Annotated in this window: 22 protein-coding genes; 9 read left to right on the top strand and 13 right to left on the bottom strand. The window is 60.8% G+C overall.

Translation table 11 applies throughout. The features are described from left to right. Positions 1–9: 9 nt before the first annotated feature. Both moaB and PRI8871_RS00705 read right to left on the bottom strand, forming a co-directional pair. Entirely contained in the window at positions 10–552 is a 543-nt protein-coding gene (gene moaB / locus PRI8871_RS00710; RefSeq protein ID WP_108884271.1) for a molybdenum cofactor biosynthesis protein B, read from the bottom strand. Further along, positions 553–1,344, bottom strand: a complete 792-nt coding sequence (locus PRI8871_RS00705; protein ID WP_108884270.1) for a uracil-DNA glycosylase — start codon at positions 1,342–1,344, stop codon at positions 553–555. A 131-nt stretch (positions 1,345–1,475) separates the two neighbouring features. Here PRI8871_RS00705 and PRI8871_RS00700 point away from each other — a divergent pair, with 131 nt between their 5' ends. The 5 genes from PRI8871_RS00700 to plsY are packed head-to-tail and all read left to right on the top strand — an operon-like array spanning position 1,476 to position 5,273. Beyond that, positions 1,476–2,426 (top strand): aspartate carbamoyltransferase catalytic subunit, encoded by a 951-nt coding sequence (locus tag PRI8871_RS00700; RefSeq protein WP_108884269.1) that lies wholly within the window; start codon positions 1,476–1,478, stop codon positions 2,424–2,426. After that, positions 2,423–2,971 (top strand): aspartate carbamoyltransferase catalytic subunit, encoded by a 549-nt coding sequence (locus PRI8871_RS00695; RefSeq protein ID WP_108884268.1) that lies wholly within the window; start codon positions 2,423–2,425, stop codon positions 2,969–2,971. Before PRI8871_RS00700 ends, PRI8871_RS00695 begins: the two co-directional genes overlap by 4 nt. A 5-nt stretch (positions 2,972–2,976) precedes the next feature. Further along, positions 2,977–3,372 (top strand): hypothetical protein, encoded by a 396-nt coding sequence (locus tag PRI8871_RS00690; protein ID WP_108884267.1) that lies wholly within the window; start codon positions 2,977–2,979, stop codon positions 3,370–3,372. A 3-nt stretch (positions 3,373–3,375) separates the two neighbouring features. Next, positions 3,376–4,665 (top strand): dihydroorotase, encoded by a 1,290-nt coding sequence (pyrC, locus tag PRI8871_RS00685; protein ID WP_108884266.1) that lies wholly within the window; start codon positions 3,376–3,378, stop codon positions 4,663–4,665. Next, a complete protein-coding gene (gene plsY / locus PRI8871_RS00680) occupies positions 4,665–5,273 on the top strand; it encodes a glycerol-3-phosphate 1-O-acyltransferase PlsY (RefSeq protein ID WP_108884265.1) in 609 nt (202 codons plus the stop codon). The genes pyrC and plsY overlap by 1 nt, the downstream gene beginning before the upstream one ends. Here plsY and PRI8871_RS00675 read toward each other — a convergent pair. Both PRI8871_RS00675 and PRI8871_RS00670 read right to left on the bottom strand, forming a co-directional pair. After that, complete coding sequence (locus tag PRI8871_RS00675; protein ID WP_108884264.1) at positions 5,238–6,077, bottom strand: alpha/beta fold hydrolase; 840 nt, start codon at positions 6,075–6,077, stop codon at positions 5,238–5,240. The genes plsY and PRI8871_RS00675 overlap by 36 nt on opposite strands. Continuing rightward, a complete protein-coding gene (locus PRI8871_RS00670) occupies positions 6,074–6,673 on the bottom strand; it encodes a 2-hydroxychromene-2-carboxylate isomerase (protein ID WP_108884263.1) in 600 nt (199 codons plus the stop codon). The genes PRI8871_RS00675 and PRI8871_RS00670 overlap by 4 nt, the downstream gene beginning before the upstream one ends. A 107-nt stretch (positions 6,674–6,780) precedes the next feature. Here PRI8871_RS00670 and PRI8871_RS00665 point away from each other — a divergent pair, with 107 nt between their 5' ends. Beyond that, positions 6,781–7,791, top strand: a complete 1,011-nt coding sequence (locus PRI8871_RS00665; RefSeq protein ID WP_108884262.1) for a ribose-phosphate pyrophosphokinase — start codon at positions 6,781–6,783, stop codon at positions 7,789–7,791. 18 nt (positions 7,792–7,809) lie between these two features. Here PRI8871_RS00665 and PRI8871_RS00660 read toward each other — a convergent pair whose 3' ends face one another. The 7 genes from PRI8871_RS00660 to PRI8871_RS00630 form a co-directional block, all read right to left on the bottom strand. After that, entirely contained in the window at positions 7,810–8,157 is a 348-nt protein-coding gene (locus PRI8871_RS00660) for an H-type lectin domain-containing protein (RefSeq protein WP_108884261.1), read from the bottom strand. Between the two features lie 91 nt (positions 8,158–8,248). Continuing rightward, positions 8,249–8,683 carry a F0F1 ATP synthase subunit epsilon gene (locus PRI8871_RS00655; protein WP_108884260.1) on the bottom strand — a complete coding sequence of 145 codons (435 nt, stop codon included), beginning with the start codon at positions 8,681–8,683 and terminating at the stop codon, positions 8,249–8,251. A gap of 50 nt (positions 8,684–8,733) precedes the next feature. Then, positions 8,734–10,158 (bottom strand): F0F1 ATP synthase subunit beta, encoded by a 1,425-nt coding sequence (atpD, locus tag PRI8871_RS00650; protein WP_108884259.1) that lies wholly within the window; start codon positions 10,156–10,158, stop codon positions 8,734–8,736. A gap of 17 nt (positions 10,159–10,175) precedes the next feature. Beyond that, on the bottom strand, positions 10,176–11,054 hold the full coding sequence (locus PRI8871_RS00645; protein ID WP_108884258.1) for a F0F1 ATP synthase subunit gamma: 879 nt from the start codon (positions 11,052–11,054) through the stop codon (positions 10,176–10,178). A gap of 15 nt (positions 11,055–11,069) precedes the next feature. After that, positions 11,070–12,605, bottom strand: coding sequence for a F0F1 ATP synthase subunit alpha (gene atpA, locus PRI8871_RS00640; RefSeq protein ID WP_108884257.1), 1,536 nt, complete (start codon positions 12,603–12,605; stop codon positions 11,070–11,072). Continuing rightward, positions 12,606–13,172 carry a F0F1 ATP synthase subunit delta gene (locus PRI8871_RS00635; RefSeq protein ID WP_108884256.1) on the bottom strand — a complete coding sequence of 189 codons (567 nt, stop codon included), beginning with the start codon at positions 13,170–13,172 and terminating at the stop codon, positions 12,606–12,608. A 312-nt stretch (positions 13,173–13,484) separates the two neighbouring features. Then, on the bottom strand, positions 13,485–14,231 hold the full coding sequence (locus PRI8871_RS00630) for a class I SAM-dependent methyltransferase (RefSeq protein ID WP_108885159.1): 747 nt from the start codon (positions 14,229–14,231) through the stop codon (positions 13,485–13,487). Positions 14,232–14,292: 61 nt separating this feature from the next. On the opposite strand from PRI8871_RS00630, the gene gloB reads away from it, so the two are divergent. The 3 genes from gloB (at position 14,293) to PRI8871_RS00615 (ending at position 18,487) form a co-directional block, all read left to right on the top strand. After that, positions 14,293–15,060, top strand: a complete 768-nt coding sequence (gene gloB, locus PRI8871_RS00625; RefSeq protein WP_108884255.1) for a hydroxyacylglutathione hydrolase — start codon at positions 14,293–14,295, stop codon at positions 15,058–15,060. 146 nt (positions 15,061–15,206) lie between these two features. Further along, on the top strand, positions 15,207–17,537 hold the full coding sequence (clpA, locus tag PRI8871_RS00620) for an ATP-dependent Clp protease ATP-binding subunit ClpA (protein ID WP_108884254.1): 2,331 nt from the start codon (positions 15,207–15,209) through the stop codon (positions 17,535–17,537). 59 nt (positions 17,538–17,596) lie between these two features. Then, the gene (locus tag PRI8871_RS00615) at positions 17,597–18,487 is read left to right on the top strand and encodes a M23 family metallopeptidase (protein WP_245897740.1); all 891 of its coding nucleotides are present in this window, start codon (positions 17,597–17,599) and stop codon (positions 18,485–18,487) included. On the opposite strand, the gene PRI8871_RS00610 is transcribed toward PRI8871_RS00615, so the two are convergent. Both PRI8871_RS00610 and PRI8871_RS00605 read right to left on the bottom strand, forming a co-directional pair. Beyond that, a complete protein-coding gene (locus tag PRI8871_RS00610) occupies positions 18,488–21,247 on the bottom strand; it encodes a peptidoglycan -binding protein (RefSeq protein WP_108884252.1) in 2,760 nt (919 codons plus the stop codon). It lies immediately after the preceding gene. 3 nt (positions 21,248–21,250) lie between these two features. After that, positions 21,251–22,474 carry a biopolymer transporter ExbB gene (locus tag PRI8871_RS00605; RefSeq protein WP_108884251.1) on the bottom strand — a complete coding sequence of 408 codons (1,224 nt, stop codon included), beginning with the start codon at positions 22,472–22,474 and terminating at the stop codon, positions 21,251–21,253. Between the last annotated feature and the right edge of the window lie 2 nt (positions 22,475–22,476).

Here is a 22,476-nt window from a genome sequence, read left to right as displayed (position 1 = left end):
CCGGGGGCGTCATTTCCGTCGCTGATGTTCATCCAGACGCGGAAAAATTTCTACAAAATTACAAGGGCGGTGCCGATAATCCAACTGATAGGCCAAAATTTCGTCCCATGCGTCTTTGCAAGCGCCGGGGCTACCGGGAAGGGCGAACAGGTAGGTGCCCTGCGCCACGCCGCCCGTTGCACGGCTTTGCACGGCGCTGGTGCCGATTTTCTGCATTGAAACGATGGTGAAGACCGTCCCGAAGGCGTCGATTTCCTTTTCGTAGACATCGCGATGCGCCTCGACCGTGACATCGCGCCCGGTCAGACCCGTACCCCCGGTTGAGATGACCACATCAATATCTGGGTCCGCGCACCACGCGCGCAGTTGATCGGCGATCTGGTCGCGTTCGTCCTGAATGATCTTGCGGTCAGCCAGAATATGCCCCGCGCCTTCGATCCGCGCGACCAGCGTGTCACCTGACCGGTCCTCGGCCATGGACCGCGTGTCACTGACCGTCAGAACGGCAATGCGCACAGGGATAAAATCTTTGGTTTCGTCGATACCTGGCATTTACGCCTCCTTCAGGCGGGCCTTGACTGCCAGCAGATCGGCCCAGGCTTCGCGCTTGGCGGCGGGTGTCCGTAGCAGGTAGGCCGGATGAAACATGGGCAGAACCGGACGGCCAAACCCTTCGGCCCAATTGCCGCGCAAACGTGTGATGCCCTTGCGCCCCAAGACGGCCTGACAGCTGATATTGCCCATCAGGACAATCACATCCGGCTTGGCTAGGGCAACATGCCGTTCCAGAAACGGCAACAGCATCTGAATTTCGTCTTCGTTCGGGTCGCGGTTCTGCGGCGGACGCCATGGCAGAACGTTGGTGATATAGACCGCCTCGGCCCCGGCGCGGTCGCGGCCCATGCCGATGGCGGCCAGCATCCGGTCAAGCAATTGCCCGGCCCGGCCCACGAAGGGTTTGCCTTGCAGGTCTTCGTCGCGGCCCGGTGCTTCGCCGATGATCATCAGCCGGGCCTCGGGGCGACCGTCGGAAAACACCAATGACCGCGCCCCCTTTTGCAAGGCGCAATGCCGATAGCCCGCCATGGCGTCACGCAGCGCCTCAAGGCTGGTTGCGCCTTTGGCGGCAACCCGCGCCTCGGCCACCGGATCGGGCTTGGCTTCGGGCACAGGTTTTGGGGCACGGCGCTTGGCAGCCGGTGCCGGATCAGCCGTTTTCTCGGCCATCGCGGCAGAGAGTTCGAATCGATTGACCGGGGCAGCACTGATCGCCTCGGTCGCACCAAGTTCGATCTGCCATTCCAGCAGAGCCTTCGCCGTATGCCAATCAAGCGCTGATTCCATCCCGCCACCCTATCCCCCCAGCGCAGCGGGCAAAAGCCCGCAACATGCGCCGCATCAAGGCGTGCGCTTTAGTGCCCTTGCCCCTCGTTGGGGCACTTCCTATAAAACAGCCGCGTACAAGGAGACTGCCCATGCGTTTCGATCATCGTCACCTACTTGGGATTGAACCACTTCGCCCGGACGAGATCACGACGCTGCTGGATTTGGCAGACCGCTACGTGACCCTGAGCCGTCAGCGTGAAAAGCATGCCAATGTCTTGGCGGGGCTGACGCAAATCAACATGTTCTTCGAAAACTCGACCCGCACGCAGGCCAGTTTTGAACTGGCGGGCAAGCGGCTTGGGGCCGATGTGATGAACATGGCGATGCAGGCCAGCTCGATCAAAAAGGGCGAGACCCTGATTGATACGGCCATGACGCTGAACGCCATGCACCCCGATCTGCTGGTGGTGCGCCACCCGCATTCCGGCGCCGTGGATCTGTTGGCGCAGAAAGTGAACTGCGCGGTGCTGAACGCAGGTGACGGGCGCCACGAACACCCGACGCAGGCCCTGCTGGATGCGCTGACGATCCGCCGATCAAAGGGCCGGTTGCACCGTCTGAACATCGCGATTTGCGGCGATATCGCCCATAGCCGCGTGGCCCGGTCGAACATCCTGCTGCTGCACAAGATGGAAAACCGCATTCGCTTGATCGCTCCGCCGACGCTAATGCCGTCGGGGATCGAACATTTCGGCGTCGAGGTGTTCCACGACATGCGCGAGGGCCTTAAGGACGTGGATGTGGTCATGATGCTGCGCCTTCAGAAAGAACGCATGGATGGCGGCTTTATCCCGTCCGAACGCGAATACTATCACCGTTACGGGCTGGATCAGGACAAGCTGGACTGCGCCAAACCCGATGCCATCGTCATGCACCCCGGCCCGATGAACCGCGGCGTTGAAATTGACGGAACACTGGCCGACGACATTAACCGCAGCGTCATCCAAGAGCAGGTAGAGATGGGCGTGGCCGTGCGTATGGCCGCGATGGATCTTCTGGCACGCAACCTGCGGGCCCGCCCGAAAGAGGTGATCGCATGACCGACCGTTTTGACATCCGCGAAAGCGAAACAGGCGTTGTCCGCGTCTTTCAGATCGACCTGCCGCCCGAAGCGATTGAACGCTACACCGTGCAGGCAGGCACCGGCGAATGGCCGCTGAAATACGGGCTGGGCGCGAAACATATCAGCAGCGCGTTTCTTGAGGTCGTGGACCTGCGCGACTTGGGCGCGATGCCCCTGTCCACCTACTTGCAGGACGCTTATGGCGTGGAGCCGTCGGAGCTTGATGGCGTTGGACCGCGTTTGGATTCGGCGCGTGGCCATGTGCTGATCCTGCCCAGCCAGACCTTCGGCAACGTGGCGCAAACCCTGACCGTGCGCACGCCGCTGCGCTGGCTTGGCACCTTCGAAGAGGTGAAGGGCAAACCCAAAGGCGCCGCCCTGCGCAGCAAGGCTGCAGTTGGCACCTTGGCGGGCGGCAAGGGCAAAGGCGCGGGCCTTGATCCACGCCTGTTGCGCTATCTGGCCTTTGGCGTCGGCGCGGTGTTCATCGCGCTGCTCGCCATGTCACTGTTTGGAGGGTAACGGGGATGGCCCAATTTGCCCCGGACCGCAAAACCTACCTCCGTTCGCATCTGATTATGGCGCTGGCGGCGATGGTCGTCGCCTATGTCGCGTTGGTCCTGTTGGGCCGCGGGGATGAGGCATGGGTTGGCCCGATTGCCGCCATTGCCGCCATCGCCTTTCGCGGCTGGTTCCTGATGAGCGAGGCTTTGGCCGAGGTTTGGAGCCTGACGCAAACCACGCTGAAGGGCCCTTATGGCAAATCTGTTCCGCTGGGCCAGATCGCCAAGACGCGCAGCATCACCGGCGCTGTTCAGGTCATCACCCACAGCGGCGACAAACACCTTATCAAGTACCAAGCCGATCCGCAGGCCGTTATCGCCCAGATCGAAGCGGCCAAGCGCCGCGACACACAGGACTGACCCATGAGCAAGCTGCTTTTCCAGAACGCCCGCCTGATCGACCCAGAGGCCGGAACCGACTCTCTTGGCTCAGTTCTGGTAGAGGACGGGCAGATCACGGCGATTGCAGCGGGCGATTCAGCCCCCGGAACGCCTGAAGGCGCGAAGGTTGTTGACTGTCGCGGCAAATGCCTTGCGCCGGGGATCGTTGATATTGGCGTCAAGGTGGGCGAACCGGGCGAACGACATAAGGAAAGCCTTGGCTCTGCCGGTTTGGCCGCAGCGGCGGGGGGCGTGACGACCATCGTCACCCGTCCCGATACGCTGCCCTCTATCGACACGCCTGAAGCGCTGGAATTCATCCGCCGCCGCGCGAATGAGGCCGCGCCGGTCAATGTTCTGCCCATGGCGGCACTGACCAAAGGCCGCGAAGGCCGCGAGATGACCGAGCTTGGCTTTCTGATGGATGCCGGGGCCGTCGCCTTTACCGATTGCGACCATGTCATCCGCGACACCAAGGTGCTTAGCCGCGCGATGACCTATGCCCGGTCGCTGGGCGCGTTGATCGTTGCACATCCACAAGATCCGGGCCTGTCTGCCGGGGCCTCGGCCACGTCGGGCAAATTTGCCAGCCTGCGGGGCCTGCCGTCCGTATCGCCCATGGCCGAACGGATGGGGCTGGACCGCGATATCGCCCTGATCGAAATGACCGGGGTCGCCTATCACGCCGACCAGATCACCACATCCCGCGCCCTGCCCGCGCTTGAACGCGCCAAGAACAACGGGTTCAACATCACGGCCGGCACCTCGATCCACCATTTGACGCTGAATGAAATGGACGTGGCCGATTACCGGACTTTCTTTAAGGTCACGCCGCCACTGCGTTCCGAAGAGGACCGTCAGTCCATCATCGAAGCGGTGCGCACGGGCCTGATCGACATCATCAGCACAATGCATTCGCCGCAGGACGAAGAATCCAAGCGCCTGCCGTTCGAAGAGGCCGCCTCGGGCGCGGTGGGTCTGGAAACAGCCCTGCCCGTTCTGCTGCGGCTGTACCATGGCGATGCCATCGACCTGCCGACGCTGTTCCGCGCGCTGTCGCTGAACCCGTCGAAACGGTTGGGTCTGGCCAGTGGCCGCATGGCCAAGGGGGCGCCCGCCGATCTGGTGCTGTTCGACCCGGACAAACCTGTTGTCATCGACCGGTTCAAGCTGAACTCCAAATCCAAGAACACGCCGTTTGACGGGGCCCGCCTGCAAGGTAAGGTGCTGGCCACCTATGTCGCTGGCAAAGAAGTGTATCGGAGCGCGTGATGCCGATCATCGAACACAGCCAAACCGTTTTGCTGCTTTGGGCCGTGATTGGCTATCTGATTGGGTCAGTTCCCTTTGGGATTTTGATCACCAAGGCGATGGGCCTTGGCAATCTGCGCGACATCGGGTCCGGCAATATCGGCGCGACCAACGTGCTGCGCACTGGGTCCAAGCCCGCCGCAGCGGCGACGCTGCTGCTGGATGGTGGCAAGGGCGCGCTGGCCGTTCTGCTGGCCCGCGCGATGGTCGGTGAAGACGCGGCACAGGTCGCGGGGCTGCTGGCCTTCCTTGGCCATTGCTTCCCGGTCTGGCTGAAGTTCAAAGGCGGCAAGGGCGTTGCCACCTTCCTTGGCCTGATGCTGGCGCTGGCTTGGCCGGTGGGCATCGCTTGCTGCGCCACTTGGCTGGCCGGGGCCTATCTGTCGCGCATTTCGTCGGTTGGGGCGCTGGTGGCGGCGCTGTCCTCGCCCATCTGGATGGTCATCTTGGGCTATCCGCAGGCGATGGCGCTGGCGATCGTGCTGACCCTGATCGTCTTTGTGCGCCACGCCGCGAATATCCGCCGCATCCTCTCAGGCAAAGAGCCCCGTATCGGCGCGGGCAAGTGACACCGCGTTCAGGTGATCGGAAATCAACCCGCTGACCAGCTTGGCATGGGTCAGCGGCAACAGATGCTGCGCCCCGTCAACCACCTGCTGCGTGGCATTTGGCAATCGCGCCTCTAGCCCGTCATGCACAGCCGCGATGATCGCGGGCGATGCGCTGCCACGGATCAGCAGAACCGGGCAGTCCAGCGCCTCTAGCCGCCGCTCGCCCATCAGCCCTGCAACATCGTGATAGAAGTGGTCCTTGGTGCCAACGACCGTGGGAACGCGCTTGACGAAATCCGCCTGACGCGGCGGCGGCAGGTCGTCCCACTGAGCCCCGCCGCCCCATGTGACAAAAAACAGCGGCGCGGCGTCGGCGTACCGGCCTTCGGTCAGCGCCTGCTCCATCGGCGCGGCGTGCTGCGCGTGGTCTTCCAGCGCATCCGGTGCCACCGCGCGGGCGGCGGCGAATAGCACCGGCTCAATCAGCACCAGCGACCGCACCATGCCCGGATTTTCCAAGGCCAAGCGCAGGGCAATGGTTGCCCCGGCGCTATGGCCAATCAGATGCATCCCGTCGGTCAGAAAGGTCTGCGCGATCTCGGTCGCTTGATCGTGGAACGGCTTTCGGTGATCCCAGTCGCCGCTTTGGCCATGACCCGGCAGATCAAACGCCGTCATCGTCAAGCGATCCCCCAGCGGTTCGGCCACGCGGGACCAAACCCCCGAATGCGTCATCCCGCAATGCAGCAGCATTGCGGGTTCCGCCCCCTGTCCGAAGCGTTGCGAAAAAACGGGGAAGCCCGCGCGGGTTTCGACCGTCATACGCTGGCCTCGGCCAGATGGGCATCCAGATAGTCCAGACGATCCTGCCCAAAGAACCGGGCGCCGTCATCGGTGACGTAGAAGGGCGAGCCAAAGACCCCATCGTTTACCGCCTTTTCCAGATTGTCAGAATAGGTATCAGCGGCGGTGAACAGTCCCTTGTCGGCAAGGCCGGTGTGGAAGCCAGCGGCGGCCAGACATTCGTGGATCACGTCATACTGCGCGATGTCGCGCTGTTCGGCCCAGACCGCCCGCAGAAAGCCATGGGTCAGTGCGCCAACATTCCCGCCCGCCTTTTGCGCCGCAATCAACGCATAGGAGGCAGGCGCGGCGTTCGTCGGCCAATGCGCGGGCTTTAGGTTGAACGGCAGACCCAGATGTTTGGTCTGACGGGTCAGATCCTGTGCGCGGTATTCATTGCGCGACGGGTGGCGTTCGGGCAAAGGCGTGCCGCCGGTACGGGCGAACAGGGCCATGATATCATAGGGACGGTATTCGATAGAGGCCCCGTGCCGATCGGCAACCTCCTCCAAACGGGTACCTGCAAGATAGGCATAAGGCGACAATAGTGAGAAATAGTAGGTGACTTGAGCCATTTGGTCTCTTCCTGTACGCGGCGGGTTTGCGACAGGTTAGTCGCGTGTTAAGGCGGGATCAACGTCACGAATCTGTCATCAACGACGCTATCGGAGCCTCCTCACTCATGCCGAACATTGTTGAACCTAAGCTGATTTCGGGCAATGCCAACCTGCCGCTTGCGCAGGCGATTGCCCGTCGTATGACCATGTATCGTGGGATGAACGTCGGCCTTGTCGACGCCCGGATCGAACGTTTCAACGATCAGGAAATCTTTGTTGAAGTGTACGAAAACGTGCGCGGAGAAGATATGTTCATCATCCAGTCGACGTCGCGGCCCGCGAACGACAACCTGATGGAACTTCTGATCATCACCGATGCGCTGCGCCGGTCCTCGGCCGCACGTATCACCGCCGTGATCCCCTATTTCGGCTATGCCCGTCAGGACCGCCGCACCAAGGCGCGGACGCCGATCAGCGCCAAGCTGGTGGCCAATATGATGGTCGAAGCCGGGATCGAACGCATCCTGACGCTCGACCTGCACGCCACGCAGATCCAAGGCTTCTTCGACATTCCGGTGGACAACCTCTATGCCTCGCCGATCTTCGCAATCGACGCCAAGACGCAGTTCCAGGACCGCTTGGATCAGGTGATGGTCGTATCGCCCGACGTTGGCGGCGTGGCCCGTGCCCGCGAATTGGCCAAGCGCATCAACGCGCCCCTGAGCATCGTGGACAAGCGTCGCGAAAAGCCGGGTGAAGTGGCCGAAATGACGGTGATTGGTGATGTGAAAGACAAGATCTGTCTGATCGTCGACGACATGTGCGACACCGCTGGCACGCTGTGTAAGGCCGCCGAAGTGCTAATGGACAATGGCGCATCCGAAGTGCACGCCTATATCACGCACGGCGTTATGTCCGGCCCTGCAGTAGACCGCGTGACAAATTCGGTCATGAAGTCGCTGGTGATCACCGATTCGATCCAGCCGACCGAAGCGGTCCAATCCGCGCCGAATATCCGCATTCTGCCGACCGCGCCGATCTTCGCTCAGTCGATACTGAACATCTGGAGCGGTACGTCGGTTTCGTCGCTGTTTGAGACCGACACTCTGGCGCCGATCTACGAAGGCATCCTTTAAGCTATCTGGCTGGCGGGGTCAGACGTCCCAGTCGTCCTCGCCGGCCAACCCACCGATCGCCAGCCAGTTCAGGCGGGCGCGGGCAACGCGGGTGTCCATCCAGGTTCGAAACACCAATTCGAACCCTTCTCGCTCAATATTTTCGGCGGTGACCTCTGCACGAAAATTCGGGCCTGAATGCAGGTCGATCATCGACAAAGACACATGCACGTTTGGCGCTTCTTTGAAGGGGCGTGAGAACGTGACCTGCTTGCGCCGCTCGCGGTCGCCGTCGCCTGTCCACATCTCTCCACCGGTGGCGAAGTCGCTAAATATTTCGTCATCGCCTTGTTCAAGACCCAAAACGGTGGTGTGAAGTTCTTTCATGTGTCGTCTTTTTTTTACCAACCTGACAACACTGTACAAAAAAGAAGGGGCCACGCAAAGCGCGGCCCCCTCCTGTCAAAAGATATCAAAATCAGAGCGACGGCTGCTTAGCGTCCAGACCGATGTGGGTGCCGATGGCAACCATGTCCGACAGCAGCTTGGCCGCGTCATCGACGGGGCCCGGCTCGTTCTTGAAGGCTTCCTTGGTCTGGGTGTAGGCGCTCTGCGCCTCTTCAACCAGAGCCTCGTAGGTCGCTTGATTGACGTCACCCTTCGGCAGGGCACGCTCGGCCAGGACAGTCAGGCCGTCGCCAAGCTGAGCGAAACCACCGGTGACGACGAATTCTTCGACACCTTTTTCAGTTTCAACCGACAGAATGCCGGGACGCAACGTCGTAATCAGCGGCGAATGGTTCGGCATGGCCGTCATGTCACCGTCTGCGCCCGGAATCTGAACCGAAAGCACCTGAGCGGACATAAGGTTACGCTCGGGGCTGACCAGATCGAATTGCATAGTTTCAGCCATGTGGGCCTCCTGTTGATCCGAGGGGCGCAAGCGCCCCCCGGCACGTCCCATTAGGCAGCGTCAGCCGCCATCTTTTCGGCTTTCGCGATCACCTCATCGATGCCGCCAACCATGTAGAAGGCGCCTTCGGGCAGGTGGTCGTATTCGCCGGCGACAACAGCCTTGAACGACTTGATGGTGTCTTCCAGCGGAACCTGAACACCGTCAGAGCCGGTGAAGACCTTCGCAACGTCGAACGGCTGCGACAGGAAGCGCTGAATCTTACGGGCACGTGCCACGGTCAGCTTATCTTCTTCCGACAGTTCGTCCATGCCGAGAATTGCAATGATGTCCTGCAGCGACTTGTAGCGCTGAAGGATACCCTGCACTTCACGGGCAACGCCGTAGTGTTCTTCACCGATGACACCCGGATCAAGCAGACGCGAGGTCGAGTCCAGCGGGTCCACGGCGGGGTAGATGCCGAGTTCCGAGATGGCGCGCGACAGAACGGTTGTTGCGTCGAGGTGGGCAAAGGTCGTTGCCGGCGCGGGGTCGGTAAGGTCGTCCGCGGGAACGTATACGGCCTGGATCGAGGTGATCGAGCCCGACTTGGTCGAGGTGATGCGTTCCTGCATCGCGCCCATGTCGGTTGCCAGCGTCGGCTGATAGCCCACAGCCGAAGGAATACGACCCAGCAGAGCGGACACTTCCGAGCCAGCCTGCGTGAAGCGGAAGATGTTGTCCACGAAGAACAGAACGTCGGTACCCGACTGATCGCGGAACTGTTCGGCCAGCGTCAGACCGGTCAGAGCAACACGTGCACGTGCTCCCGGCGGTTCGTTCATCTGACCGTAAACCAGGGCAACCTGCGATTCTTCCAGGTTGTCCGGCTTAATAACGTTCGATTCGATCATTTCGTGGTACAGGTCGTTCCCTTCACGGGTCCGTTCACCAACGCCCGCGAACACCGAGTAACCCGAGTGCACTTTTGCGATGTTGTTGATCAGTTCCATGATGAGAACGGTTTTGCCCACGCCGGCGCCGCCGAACAGACCAATCTTACCACCCTTCGAGTAGGGGGCCAGCAGGTCGATAACCTTAATACCGGTCACCAGGATCGCCGACTCGGTCGCCTGTTCGCTGAATTCCGGTGCGGGCTGGTGGATGGCGCGGGTTTCGGTCGCGTTGACCGGGCCCTTTTCGTCAACCGGCTCGCCGATAACGTTCAGGATGCGGCCCAGGGTGGCATTGCCAACCGGGATCGAGATCGGTGCGCCGGTGTCTTCGACAGCCGAGCCACGAACCAGACCTTCGGTTGCGTCCATTGCGATACAGCGAACAGTGTTTTCACCCAGGTGCTGGGATACTTCCAGAACCAGTTTCTTGCCATTGTTGTCGGTGTTCAGTGCGTTGAGGATCGCCGGCAGGCCATCTTCGAACTGCACGTCCACAACGGCGCCGATCACCTGAGTGATTTTGCCTTTTGCGTTTGCCATGTTTCGTCTCCGGGTTCTTAGAGCGCCTCAGCGCCCGAGATAATTTCGATCAGTTCGTTCGTGATGACGGCCTGACGCGATCGGTTGTATTCGATCGTGAGCTTGTCGATCATGTCACCAGCGTTGCGCGTTGCGTTGTCCATGGCGGACATGCGTGCGCCTTGCTCCGATGCACCGTTTTCAAGCAGAGCCGTGAAGATCTGCGTGGCAACGCCGCGCGGCAGCAGGTCGGCCAGAATGGCCTCTTCGCTGGGTTCGTAGTCGTACAGTGTCGAGGCGGTATCGCCTGCTTCACTTTCTTCGTACGACGCCGGAATGACCTGCAACGCAGTCGGGATCTGGCTGATCACAGACTGGAAGCGGCTGAAGAAGATCGTGGCGACGTCAAACTCACCCGCGTCGAAACGGGTCAGAATGTCACGCGCGATGTCTTGCGCGTTGCCGTAACCGATTTTCTTTACATCGCTCAGATCAATATGGCCGATGAAGTGGCTGCCCAGGTCACGCTTCAGAGCCTCACGGCCCTTCTTGCCAACGGTCAGGATCTTGACCGTCTTGCCCTTTGCCAGCAGCTCGTTCGCCTTGGCGCGTGCCAGTTTGACGATCGTGCTGTTGAAGCCACCGCACAGCCCCCGCTCGGCGGTCATGACAACGAGCAGCTGCACGTTGTCAGAACCGGTGCCGGTCAGGAGCTTGGGGCCATCGGCCCCGTTGCCAACCGATGCCGCCAGGGCACCCATGACGGCGTTGAAACGCTCGGCATAGGGGCGCGCCTGTTCAGCAGCGTCCTGTGCCCGCCGCAGTTTTGCGGCGGCCACCATCTGCATGGCCTTCGTGATCTTGCGGGTCGATTTGACCGACTCGATCCGGTTTTTCAGGTCCTTGAGATTCGGCATTGCCTTATCTCCCCCTTATGCGAAATCTGCGGCGAATTCGTCTAGAACAGCCTTCAGACGATCTGCAGCTTCACCCTTGATCTTGGGATCTTCTTCGGTGAGCCACTTCAGCACGTCGGCGTGCTTGGTGCGCAGGTGGTTCAGCAGGCCTTGTTCAAAGCGGCCAACCTGGTTGAGGGCAACTTTATCAAGGTAGCCGTTCGTACCGGCGAAAATGACCACAACGATTTCGGCGTTGGTCAGCGGTGCGTACTGGGGCTGCTTCATCAGCTCGGTCAGACGGGCACCACGGTTCAGCAGCTGCTGAGTGGCGGCGTCGAGGTCCGAACCGAACTGGGCGAAGGCCGCCATTTCGCGGTACTGAGCCAGCGACAGCTTAACCGGGCCGGCAACCGTTTTCATTGCGTTGGTCTGAGCGGACGAACCCACGCGCGAAACCGACAGACCGGTGTTCACAGCGGGACGGATGCCCTGATAGAACAGTTCGGTTTCCAGGAAGATCTGGCCGTCGGTGATCGAAATCACGTTGGTCGGAATAAACGCCGAAACGTCGCCGCCCTGGGTTTCGATGATCGGCAGAGCGGTCAGCGAACCTGCGCCGTGGTCTTCGTTCAGCTTTGCCGAACGCTCCAGCAGACGCGAGTGGAGGTAGAAAACGTCGCCCGGATAGGCTTCACGGCCCGGCGGACGGCGCAGCAGCAACGACATCTGACGGTACGAAACGGCCTGCTTGGACAGGTCATCGTAGATGATCAGGGCGTGCTTGCCATTGTCGCGGAAATATTCTGCCATTGCGGTCGCGGCGTAGGGTGCCAGGAACTGCAGCGGTGCCGGGTCGGACGCGGTTGCGGCCACAACGATCGAGTATTCAATCGCGCCGGTTTCTTCCAGCTTCTTCACCAGCTGCGCAACGGTCGAGCGCTTCTGGCCAACGGCGACGTAGATGCAGTACAGCTTCTCGCTGTCGTCTTTCGCGGCGTCGTTGTAGACTTTCTGGTTCAGGATCGCGTCCAGAGCAACGGCGGTTTTACCGGTCTGACGGTCACCAATGATCAGCTCGCGCTGGCCACGACCGATCGGGATCATCGCGTCAACGGCTTTCAGGCCGGTTGCCATCGGTTCGTGAACCGATTTACGCGGGATGATGCCCGGTGCTTTCTGGTCGGCGATGCGACGCTCGGCTGCGTTGATCGGGCCCTTGCCGTCAAGCGGGTTGCCCAGACCGTCAACAACGCGGCCCAGCAGTTCGGGGCCAGCGGGAACGTCCACGATGGACTTCGTACGCTTGACGGTGTCGCCTTCTTTAATATCACGGTCCGAACCGAAGATAACAACACCGACGTTGTCGGTTTCCAGGTTCAGGGCCATGCCCATAATGCCACCCGGAAATTCGACCATTTCACCGGCCTGAATGCTGTCGAGGCCGTAAACACGCGCAATACCGTCACCGACGGAAAGCACGCGGCCCACTTCAGCAACTTCGGCTTCTTGCCCGAAGTTCTTGATCTGGTCCTTTAGGATCGCAGAAATCTCTGCTGCTTGGATACCCATTTATCCGACCTCTTTCATTGCATTCTGGAGGGAATTGAGCTTGGAGCGGATCGACGTGTCGATCATCTTCGAGCCCACCTTTACGACGAGACCGCCAATGAGAGATTCATCGACGGATGCGTTAATTTTGACGTCACGGCCGATGTTGGCCTTGAGCGTCTCGGAAAGTTTGGCGCTTTGCGCGTCCGACAGCGCAACAGCCGAAATGACATCGGCAGTGACTTCGCCTTTTTCCTCGGCGATTTTCTCGCGCAGAGTGGCGATCATGTGCGGCACAACAAAAAGGCGCCGCTTCGACGCCATCAGTGCCAGAACATTTTTCACGGTCGGCAGCATGCCCATCTTGTCGGCAACAGCAGCAATGGCTGCGCCTTGGGCGTCACGGCTGTAAACCGGCGAGTTGATGACCGCGCGCAGGTCCTCGCTGGCCTCAAGCGCACCGGCTAGGTCATCGAGGTTGGCTTCGAGCTGCGAAAGCTCTTGGTTCTCTTTGGCGATGTCGAATACCGCCGAGGCATAGCGTCCTGCGATGCCGGAGGAAATCGAAGCTGATTCTGACACGTCCACCCTTCCGATATTAGGCCCCCGGTTAGCACCAAGCTGCCTTGGTGCCCGGAGGCGTTTGCGGAGCCTTGAAAGCACAAGGCATTAAAATCAGCGCGGATGTACCAGAGGCTTCACCACCTAGCAACATGCTTACATGCATAAATGTGAGTGACGAATACTGTTGTTTTCAAACACTTGCTGCAAGTGCGACCTTAAGCCCCCCAAAAAAGGCACCGAAAATCTTCGTTTTTTGCGGGACTTACGCGATTCCCGCGAAAAATCTGCCCAAAAGTTCGCCCCGATTGCACTCAAGGGGGTGCGCCAATCTGGCGCTTATGCCGTCTTGGCCTTGCCTTTCGATGTTGGCGCCAACACATCCAGCGGGCTTGGAACCACGACCCGTTCGCCCGGCCCAACGGGCGCATTTTGGCGTTTTGTCGCCTCTACCAACAGAACCCCGCCCGCAATTCCAAGCCCGGCGCGGTGGCCGATCCTTTCCCAGACCGGGCCGGTCTTCATCCAGAATCGGCGCGGCGATGGCGGTTGGAATAGCGCGGTGCCGTGCCGCCCCGGTGTGAACCCATGTAGCCGCAACTGTGTTTCTAGCTGGCCTTGTGAATAGGGGCGGCCATAGCCGAACGGCGTGTCATCGCTGCGCGACCACAGCCCCGCCCGGTTCGGCACGATGAACAGCGCACTGCCACCCGGCCCCAACACGCGAAAGCATTCTTCCAACAATTGGCTGGGCCGTTCCGACGTTTCCAAACCGTGTAGCAACACCAGTTTATCAACATGGCCCGTTTCAATCGGCCAGCGGGTTTCCTCGGTCAGGACCGACACATTTGGCATTCCGGCGGGCCAAGGCATCACCCCTTGCGGCGCGGGCATCAAGCCGACCACCCGCCGCGCGTCTTTCAGGTAGGGGCGCAAAAGCGGCACGGCAAAGCCGAACCCCGCCACAGTTTGCCCATGCGCTTCGGGCCAGATTTGCAGCACTTCGTTGCGAATGACGCGCTGCGCCGCGCGGCCAAGCGCGCTGCGATAGTAAAAATCGCGCAGGGTCTTCACATCCAGGTGCATTGCGACCTCCGAGCCGATCCGCCAAGCTAGGGGCAGTTTACCCACCGCGAACGGAAAGACCATGGCTCTTGAACTTGTGACGATCCCGGCCCTCAAAGACAACTACACCTATCTGCTGCATGACGCGGAAACAGGCGCGACCGCCGTCATCGACGTGCCAGAGGCCGGACCGATTGATGCTGAACTGACCCGTCGCGGCTGGACCTTGACCGAAATCTGGCTAACGCATCACCATTGGGATCACATCGACGGCGTACCCGATCTGATCGCCAAGCATCCCGCCAAGATCACCGGCGCGTCGGCAGATGCCCATCGCCTGCCCAAACTGGATCGCGCCGTGGCAGACGGCGATACGTTCAACTTTGGCGGCGAAGAGATCCAGATTTTTGACGTGTCCGGGCATACAGTTGGCCATATCGCCCTTTATGCGCCTGCGTCTGGCATCCTGTTCACCGCCGATAGCCTGATGGCGCTTGGCTGCGGACGCCTGTTCGAAGGCACGCCCGACCAAATGTGGACTAGCCTGTCCAAGCTGGCCGCCCTGCCGCCGCAGACGATTGTCTGCTCGGGGCATGAATATACGCAATCAAACGCAAAATTTGCATTGACCATTGAACCGGATAATGCTGCGCTTATCTCAAGATCAGAAGCAATAGATACGGCTCGCGCCGCGGGCCAGCCAACCGTCCCCTCAACCCTGTCTGAAGAATTGGACACCAATCCTTTCCTTCGCGCAGGCAACCCTTCCGTTCAGAAACACATGGGAATGCTCGGGCAATCCCCAGCCTCAGTCTTTGCCGAAATTCGGCATCGAAAGGATAATTTCTGACCGACGAGACAAGATTTGCACGATTTGTGAACGGGAAAGACACAGAAATAACTTGAAGCCTCATCACAATCGACCAAACTTTAACAGTATGAGGCCACGCTGGTCCGACCCCTCGGACCAGAGCAAACAAGAGGAGCATCGCCACCGTGCCGTCATTCTCCAATACTCTTGAGCAGGCAATCCACTCGGCATTGGCATTGGCCAATTCCCGGTCGCATGAATTTGCAACCCTGGAACATTTGCTGTTGGCCCTGATCGACGAACCGGACGCGTCGCGCGTTCTGAAGGCGTGTTCGGTTGAAACCGAACAGCTGCGGTCCACGCTTGTGGAATATATCGACGATGACCTGTCCAACCTTGTCACCGACATTGAAGGCAGCGAAGCCGTGCCAACAGCCGCCTTCCAGCGCGTGATTCAACGCGCCGCCATTCACGTCCAGTCCTCGGGCCGGACCGAAGTGACGGGCGCCAACGTGTTGGTCGCCATCTTCGCCGAACGCGAAAGCAACGCCGCCTACTTCCTGCAAGAACAGGACATGACCCGCTACGACGCGGTCAACTTTATCGCCCATGGTGTGGCCAAAGATCCGGCTTTCGGCGAAAACCGCCCGATCTCCGGGTCGGACGAAGCCGAAGAAGACAGCATTCAGGCCGCCCCAACCGAATCCAGCGACAAAAAGGAATCGGCGCTGGCGAAATATTGCGTCGACCTGAACTCCAAATCCCGCGAAGGCGACATCGATCCGCTGATCGGACGCGAGTCCGAGGTGGAGCGTTGCATTCAGGTGCTGTGCCGCCGCCGTAAGAACAACCCACTGCTGGTAGGTGATCCCGGCGTAGGCAAAACCGCAATCGCCGAAGGTCTGGCGCGCAAAATCGTGGCGGGCGAAACGCCCGAGGTTCTGTCCGAAACCACCATCTATTCGCTGGATATGGGCGCATTGCTGGCTGGCACTCGCTATCGCGGTGACTTCGAAGAACGCCTGAAGGCGGTGGTGTCCGAACTCGAAGACCACCCCGACGCGGTTCTGTTCATCGACGAAATCCACACGGTGATTGGCGCCGGTGCCACCTCGGGCGGGGCGATGGATGCCTCCAACCTGCTGAAGCCTGCGCTTCAGGGCGGCAAGCTGCGTACGATGGGGTCGACCACCTACAAAGAATTCCGTCAGCACTTTGAAAAGGATCGCGCGCTAAGCCGCCGGTTCCAAAAGATCGACGTGAATGAACCTTCGGTGGAAGACACCGTGAAAATCCTCAAGGGTCTGAAACCCTATTTTGAGGAACATCACAGCGTCAAATACACCTCGGATGCGATCAAATCGGCGGTTGAACTGTCGGCGCGGTACATGAATGACCGCAAACTGCCTGACAAAGCCATCGACGTGATCGACGAAGCGGGCGCGGCGCAGCATCTGGTGGCCGAATCCAAGCGTCGTAAGACCATCGGCGCCAAAGAGATTGAGGCCGTGGTTGCCAAAATCGCGCGCATCCCGCCGAAAAACGTCAGCAAGGATGATGCCGAAGTGCTCAAGGATCTTGAAGCCACGCTCAAGCGCGTTGTCTTCGGCCAAGATCCCGCGATTGAGGCGCTGTCCTCGGCGATCAAACTGGCCCGTGCAGGCCTGCGCGAACCGGAAAAGCCCATCGGCAACTACCTGTTCGCAGGCCCGACCGGCGTCGGCAAAACAGAAGTGGCCAAACAACTTGCGGATTCGCTGGGTGTGGAACTGCTGCGCTTTGATATGTCCGAATACATGGAGAAACACGCCGTCAGCCGTCTGATCGGTGCGCCTCCGGGGTATGTCGGGTTTGATCAGGGCGGCCAGTTGACCGATGGCGTCGATCAGCATCCGCATTGCGTGCTGCTGCTGGACGAAATGGAAAAGGCGCACCCGGATGTCTACAACATTCTGCTGCAGGTGATGGACCACGGCACCCTGACCGACCACAATGGCCGAACGGTGGATTTCCGCAATGTGATCCTGATCATGACCTCGAACGCGGGCGCATCGGACATGCAAAAGGCCGCCATCGGCTTTGGCCGTGACCGCCGTGAGGGTGAGGATACCGCCGCGATCGAACGCACGTTCACGCCGGAATTCCGCAACCGTCTGGACGCGGTCATCAGCTTCCAGCCGCTGCCGAAAGAAACCATCCTGCAAGTGGTCGAAAAGTTCGTTCTTCAGCTTGAGGCACAGCTTATGGACCGCGGCGTCAGCATCGAACTGACGCGCCCTGCGGCCGAATGGCTGGGTGACAAAGGCTATGATGAGAAAATGGGCGCGCGTCCGCTAGGCCGTGTGATCCAAGAATACATCAAAAAGCCGCTGGCCGAGGAACTGCTGTTCGGCAAACTGACCAAAGGCGGGCTGGTCCGCGTGGGCGTCAAGAACGGCGAATTGCATCTGGACCTGCAAGGCCCGGACAAACCGCGCCTGTCCTCGAAAAAGCCGCCGCTGCTGACCGCAGAATGATCCGCGCTTTACTGGTATTGATGACCTCCGCCGCACCCCTTGCGGCGGAGGTTCCTTTTTTGGCCCTGCCGCTGGATTGCACGCTGGGCGAAACCTGTTTCATCGAAGATTACGTCGATGCCGATCCTGGCCCCGGCACCAAGGATTACACCTGCGGGATCAAAAGCCGCGACGCCCATCGCGGCACCGATATCGTGCTTGCCTCGCACGCGGCGATGGAGGCAGGGATCAACGTATTGGCCGCAGCCGATGGCTTGGTTGAGGCCGTGCGCGACGGCGTGCCAGACCGGGCCTATTCGGCTGAGGTTGCCAAGGATGTGCAGGGGCAGGAATGCGGGAATGCTGTGCGCATTGGGCATGAAAATGGTTTGCAAACGCTCTATTGCCACATGAAGCAGGGCAGCGTAGCAGTGAAACCGGGCGATATCGTCGCCACCGGCACCCCGCTTGGCCAAGTCGGGATGAGCGGCAAAAGCAACATTCCCCATGTCCACATTTCCGTTCTGAAAGACGGTCAGGTCATCGACCCATTCGCGCCCGAAGCGGGGCAATGCGGAACGGATCAACCCCAGCTGTGGGAAACCCCCATTGCGTATGAGCCGACGGGCTTCATCACCGCCGGGTTTTCCGACAATGTCCCCAGTTTCGATGACGTCCGCAGCGGGGCCGCCCGCCGGGCAGTGATCACCCGCACGCAACCCTTGGTGCTTTACGCCTATTTCCACGACGCGCAGCGCGGTGACATTTTAACGATCACCGCGACCGGCCCCGACGGTCAGGCGTTTGAACATTCCGAACTGCTCAAAGATCCGCACCGTGCGATGTTCCGCGCTTCGGGCAAACGTGCGCCGAACACTGGTTGGTCCAAGGGCGATTATCGCGGCATTGCAACGCTCACCCGCAAGGGCCGCCTGATCGGCTGGCGCCATGCGGATGTGACGGTGGAATGATCACTTTTCGGTAAGTTTCAGTTCAATCCGGCGGTTCTGCGCGCGTGCCTCGGCGGTGTTGTCCGGGTTGACCGGCTGATACTGGCCAAAGCCGTTCGCGGCCAGTCGTCCGGGCGGGATGCCAAGGAAATCAATCATATAGCGCACCACGGACAGGGCCCGCGCTTGGCTAAGTTCCCAGTTATCGGCAAACTGTCCAAAGCCAGACAGCGGCACGTCATCGGTGTGACCATCCACGCGGATCACCCAGTCAATCTCGGGCGGGATATCGGCGGCGATCCCGCGCAGGATGCGGGCGACCTTGGCAATCTCAAGCTGACCGGCGCGGGACAATTCGGCCTGCCCCGGCTGGAAAAGCACTTCGGATGAGAACACGAACCGGTCGCCTTCGATGCGCACGCCTTCCTGTGCGCCCAGCAAATCGCGCAGACGGCCAAAGAATTCCGACCGGTATTTCTCCAGATCCTTGGCTTCGGCGGACAGGCGCTGCGCCTCGGCTTCAAGCCGCTTGCGCTCGGCCTCTTCGAGCAGGCGGCGCTTGCGTTCTTCGGCAGCGACGCGGGCCAGCGCGGTGTTCAACTCACTGCCCAAGGACTGCAACTGCACCTGCGCGGCTTCGTCCTTGGCCGTTGCCTCGTCCAAGAGCGCCTGCAAGGACGACAATTGACGACGCAACGCCGAGACCTGCTGGTTCAGCAATTCGGTCTGTTTTTCGGCGCGGCTGGCACGCTGGGTCTGTTCGGAAAGCTGCGATTGCGCAGTGGATAGAAGGGCGGCGCGTTGCTCGGCCTCGGTCATGGATTTGGCCAATTCGGCCTCAGCGGCGCGTTTCGCGGCCAATGCTTGGGTCAAACGGTCGCGCGTTTCTTCGGCGGTGGCATTGACCTGCATCTGGGCGGCCAACGCAGCGGCGAGCTGTTCTTCGAGCGAACGCGTGTCGCCTTCGGTCTTCGCCCGCAGCGCGGCGGCTTCGGCGCGGGCCAAGTCCAGTTTCTGGCGCAGATCCTCAAGTTCTGCGGCCAGCACGGTCGATTTCGCATCGCCCGCCTGCAACGCCTCTTGCAGCGCGGCGATCCGTTTGGCGCGGGCCTCAAGATCGGCGACCAAGGCCCCGGCCTTGTCATCCCCGGCGCGGCGTGCGGCTTCGGCGGCGGCCAGTTGGGCGCGCAATTCCTCTAGTAAGGTTTGGTCTTGGCTGGCCTGTTTCAACGCTTCGGCGCGGGCCAACTCCAACACACGGCGCACCTCTTGCAGCTCCAGCGCTAGCGCCTCGCCCGAAAGGGTGCGTTCGGTCAATTGCTGCTCCAGCGCTGACAGACGCGCGGCCAGTGTTTCGGCCTCAGTGGTTTTGGTGGCGATCTGGTTTTGCAACCCGGCTTCGGCCTGCGCCCGGTCGGCAAGCGCCTGTTCCAACGCGGCAAGCCGGGTTTTCAGATCATCGGCCCCTTGGGTGCTGGTCTGCAAGGCCGCTTCCAGATCGGCCAGTCGCTGTTCCAGCCCTTGCTGCACACCTTGGGCGGCATCGGCGGCCTGCGCGGCGCGGCCCCGTTCATCCTCTAGCAACGCCCGCAGCGCCGACAATTCAGACCGCAATTCGGTTAGGTCACTGTCTTGCCGGGCGACCTGTTCCTCGGCGGTTTTGGCCCGCAGGTCCAGTTCCCGCCCTGCCTGCTGCGAAGCTTCAAGATCCAGCAACAGCTTGTCGGCCCGCTGCGCCTCTAGCAAAGCGGCGGCAAGTTGCGCCTCAAGATTGCTGAGGCGGGTTTCATTGCGGGTTCCGGCCTCAGTCGCTTTGGCCAAGGCATCTTCGACCGCTTTGCGCGTGTCGCGTTCCTGAGCCAGCGCGGCGGCGGCATCGTCGCCTGCCACCAGCGCGGCGGCCAGTTTCGCGTTCAGGTCGGTTTCAGCATCGCGGGCGGCAGCCAACAAGGTCAGCGTTTCTTCGGCACGCTGACGTTCCTGTTCCAACGCCATGGTCATCGCCGTCAATTCAGCGTCGGCATCCTCAAGGCGTTTGCGCAGGGCGGCGGCGGCCTCGGCCTCAGCCAGACGCGCGATTTCTTCTTCGCTTAAGGCCGCCTCAAGCTGATCCACCTTTTGCGTCAGACTGGCGGTCAGCGTTCCGGCATCGGCGTTTTGCGCCTTCAGATCCTCGATCAAGGCTTCCAACGCCTCACGCCGGGCGGCGGCCAAACGGGCGGCTTCGACCTGATCGTCAATCTCAGTCCGTGCGCTGGCAAGGGCCAGTTGCAGGGCGTCCCGTTCGCTCAGCAATTCCTGACGGGCGGCATCAAGCGCATCGCGGCTGGCGGTCAGTGCGGTGATCTGTTCGGTGGCTTGCGCCTGATCGGCCAAAAGCGCGGCGACCTGCGCCTCGAACCCGGAAATCCGCGATTGCGCGGCTTGCAAATCGGCGGCTTGGCGATCCCGCGTGGCGGTCAGCGCAGCAATAATCGCCTGCTGTTCGTCCAGCAGGTTGTTCGAATTGTCCAGCGTCGCGTTCAACTCGCCCAAGCGGGTTTGCAGGTTGGCGTTGCGGGTCTGTTCAACCCCCAAGGCATCGGCCAAGGACGCGATCCGCAGCGATAGCGCGTCCAGTTCGTTTTCTTGGCCGGTGATCGTGTCGCGCAGCACGGCCTGCACCACCATGAAGATGGTCAGGACGAACATCAGAACCAGCAAAAGCCCGGTCATCGCATCCACGAAACCCGGCCAGATTGACCCTTGGAACCGCTGGCCCGTGCGCCGCGACAGCGCCATGGCTTAGTCCCCCCGCTCGTTTGTCGGGTTGGCCGGGCGCGGGGTAACGCGCACAGGGCGCCCCTGCCCATGGGACAATTGGTTAATGGCGCGGGTCAGGGCCGAAAAATCGGTGCGCAGCTCGGCCATGCTTTCCTGACGACCAGCCGAGAGTTCTTCCAGGATACGCAGCATCTGCACGTCGATCGACCGCAGGCGCATCCGGCTTTCGGCATCGATGCCTTCGCCGGTTTCGCGCCGTTCCAGCACGTCGATCAAACGTTCCTGTCCTTCAGCGATCCGGGCAAGCGCATAGCTGGACGGGGCGCTTGCCTCTAGCCGTTCGGTCATCCGTTCGACGGAATCCGCCAATTGGCCAATGCGGCCATCGACATCGGCGCGGCTCTGTTCGGACTGCTGAAACATCGCCTGAAGCGATTCAAACTGTTCGGACATCTGGTCCAGCGCATAGCCCGCCAGCCCCAGTTCCGGGCCAGCCTCGCCGTCGCCTGCGCTAAAGCTGACGCGGGTGATGGTCGACAACCATTCTTCGAGTTCGCGGTAGAACCGGTTTTGCCCGTGGCCCGCCAGAAGCTCCAGCAAGCCAACCACCAACGATCCGGCCAGACCCAGCAGGGACGACCCAAAGGCAACGCCCATGCCCGACAGTTGGTTTTCAAGGCCGTCCATCAGGCGAGCAAACACCTCAACCCCGGTTTCACCGTCTTGCGGCGCAAGGCCGCGGATCGTGTCCACCAGCGCGGGAACCGTGGTCGCCAGACCAAAGAACGTGCCCAAAAGGCCAAGGAAGATCAGCAGATTGACGATATAGCGGGTGATTTCCCGCGCCTCATCAATCCGCGATGCCACCGAATCAAGGATCGACCGGGTGGAGGTGGTGGTGATCTGCATCCGGCGGTCGCGCTGACGCAGCAGGGTGGCCAAGGGGGCCAGCAGTTGCGGCGGCGTCGTTGAAACGGCGCCCTCGGTGCCATGGACGAAGGTCTTGATCCAAGACACGGATTTGATCAGTTGGAACACCTGCCAAAAGCAGGAAATCACACCGATCACAAAGACGACAAAGATGAACCCGTTCAGGTAGGGGTTCGACTCAAAGACCGGCAGAACGCTGGGAAGGGCAAACACGGCGCCGACACATGTGAAGGCCAGCACCAGCACCATCAGCAGAACCTGCGATGTCATTGGCTGCGAAAAATGCGGCTCGGCCTCTAGTTGGGGCTGGCCCATGG

The sequence above is a fragment of the Pseudoprimorskyibacter insulae genome, assembly GCF_900302505.1.
GTDB classification, from domain to species: domain Bacteria; phylum Pseudomonadota; class Alphaproteobacteria; order Rhodobacterales; family Rhodobacteraceae; genus Pseudoprimorskyibacter; species Pseudoprimorskyibacter insulae.
This window is presented reverse-complemented; position numbering and strand designations above follow the sequence as displayed.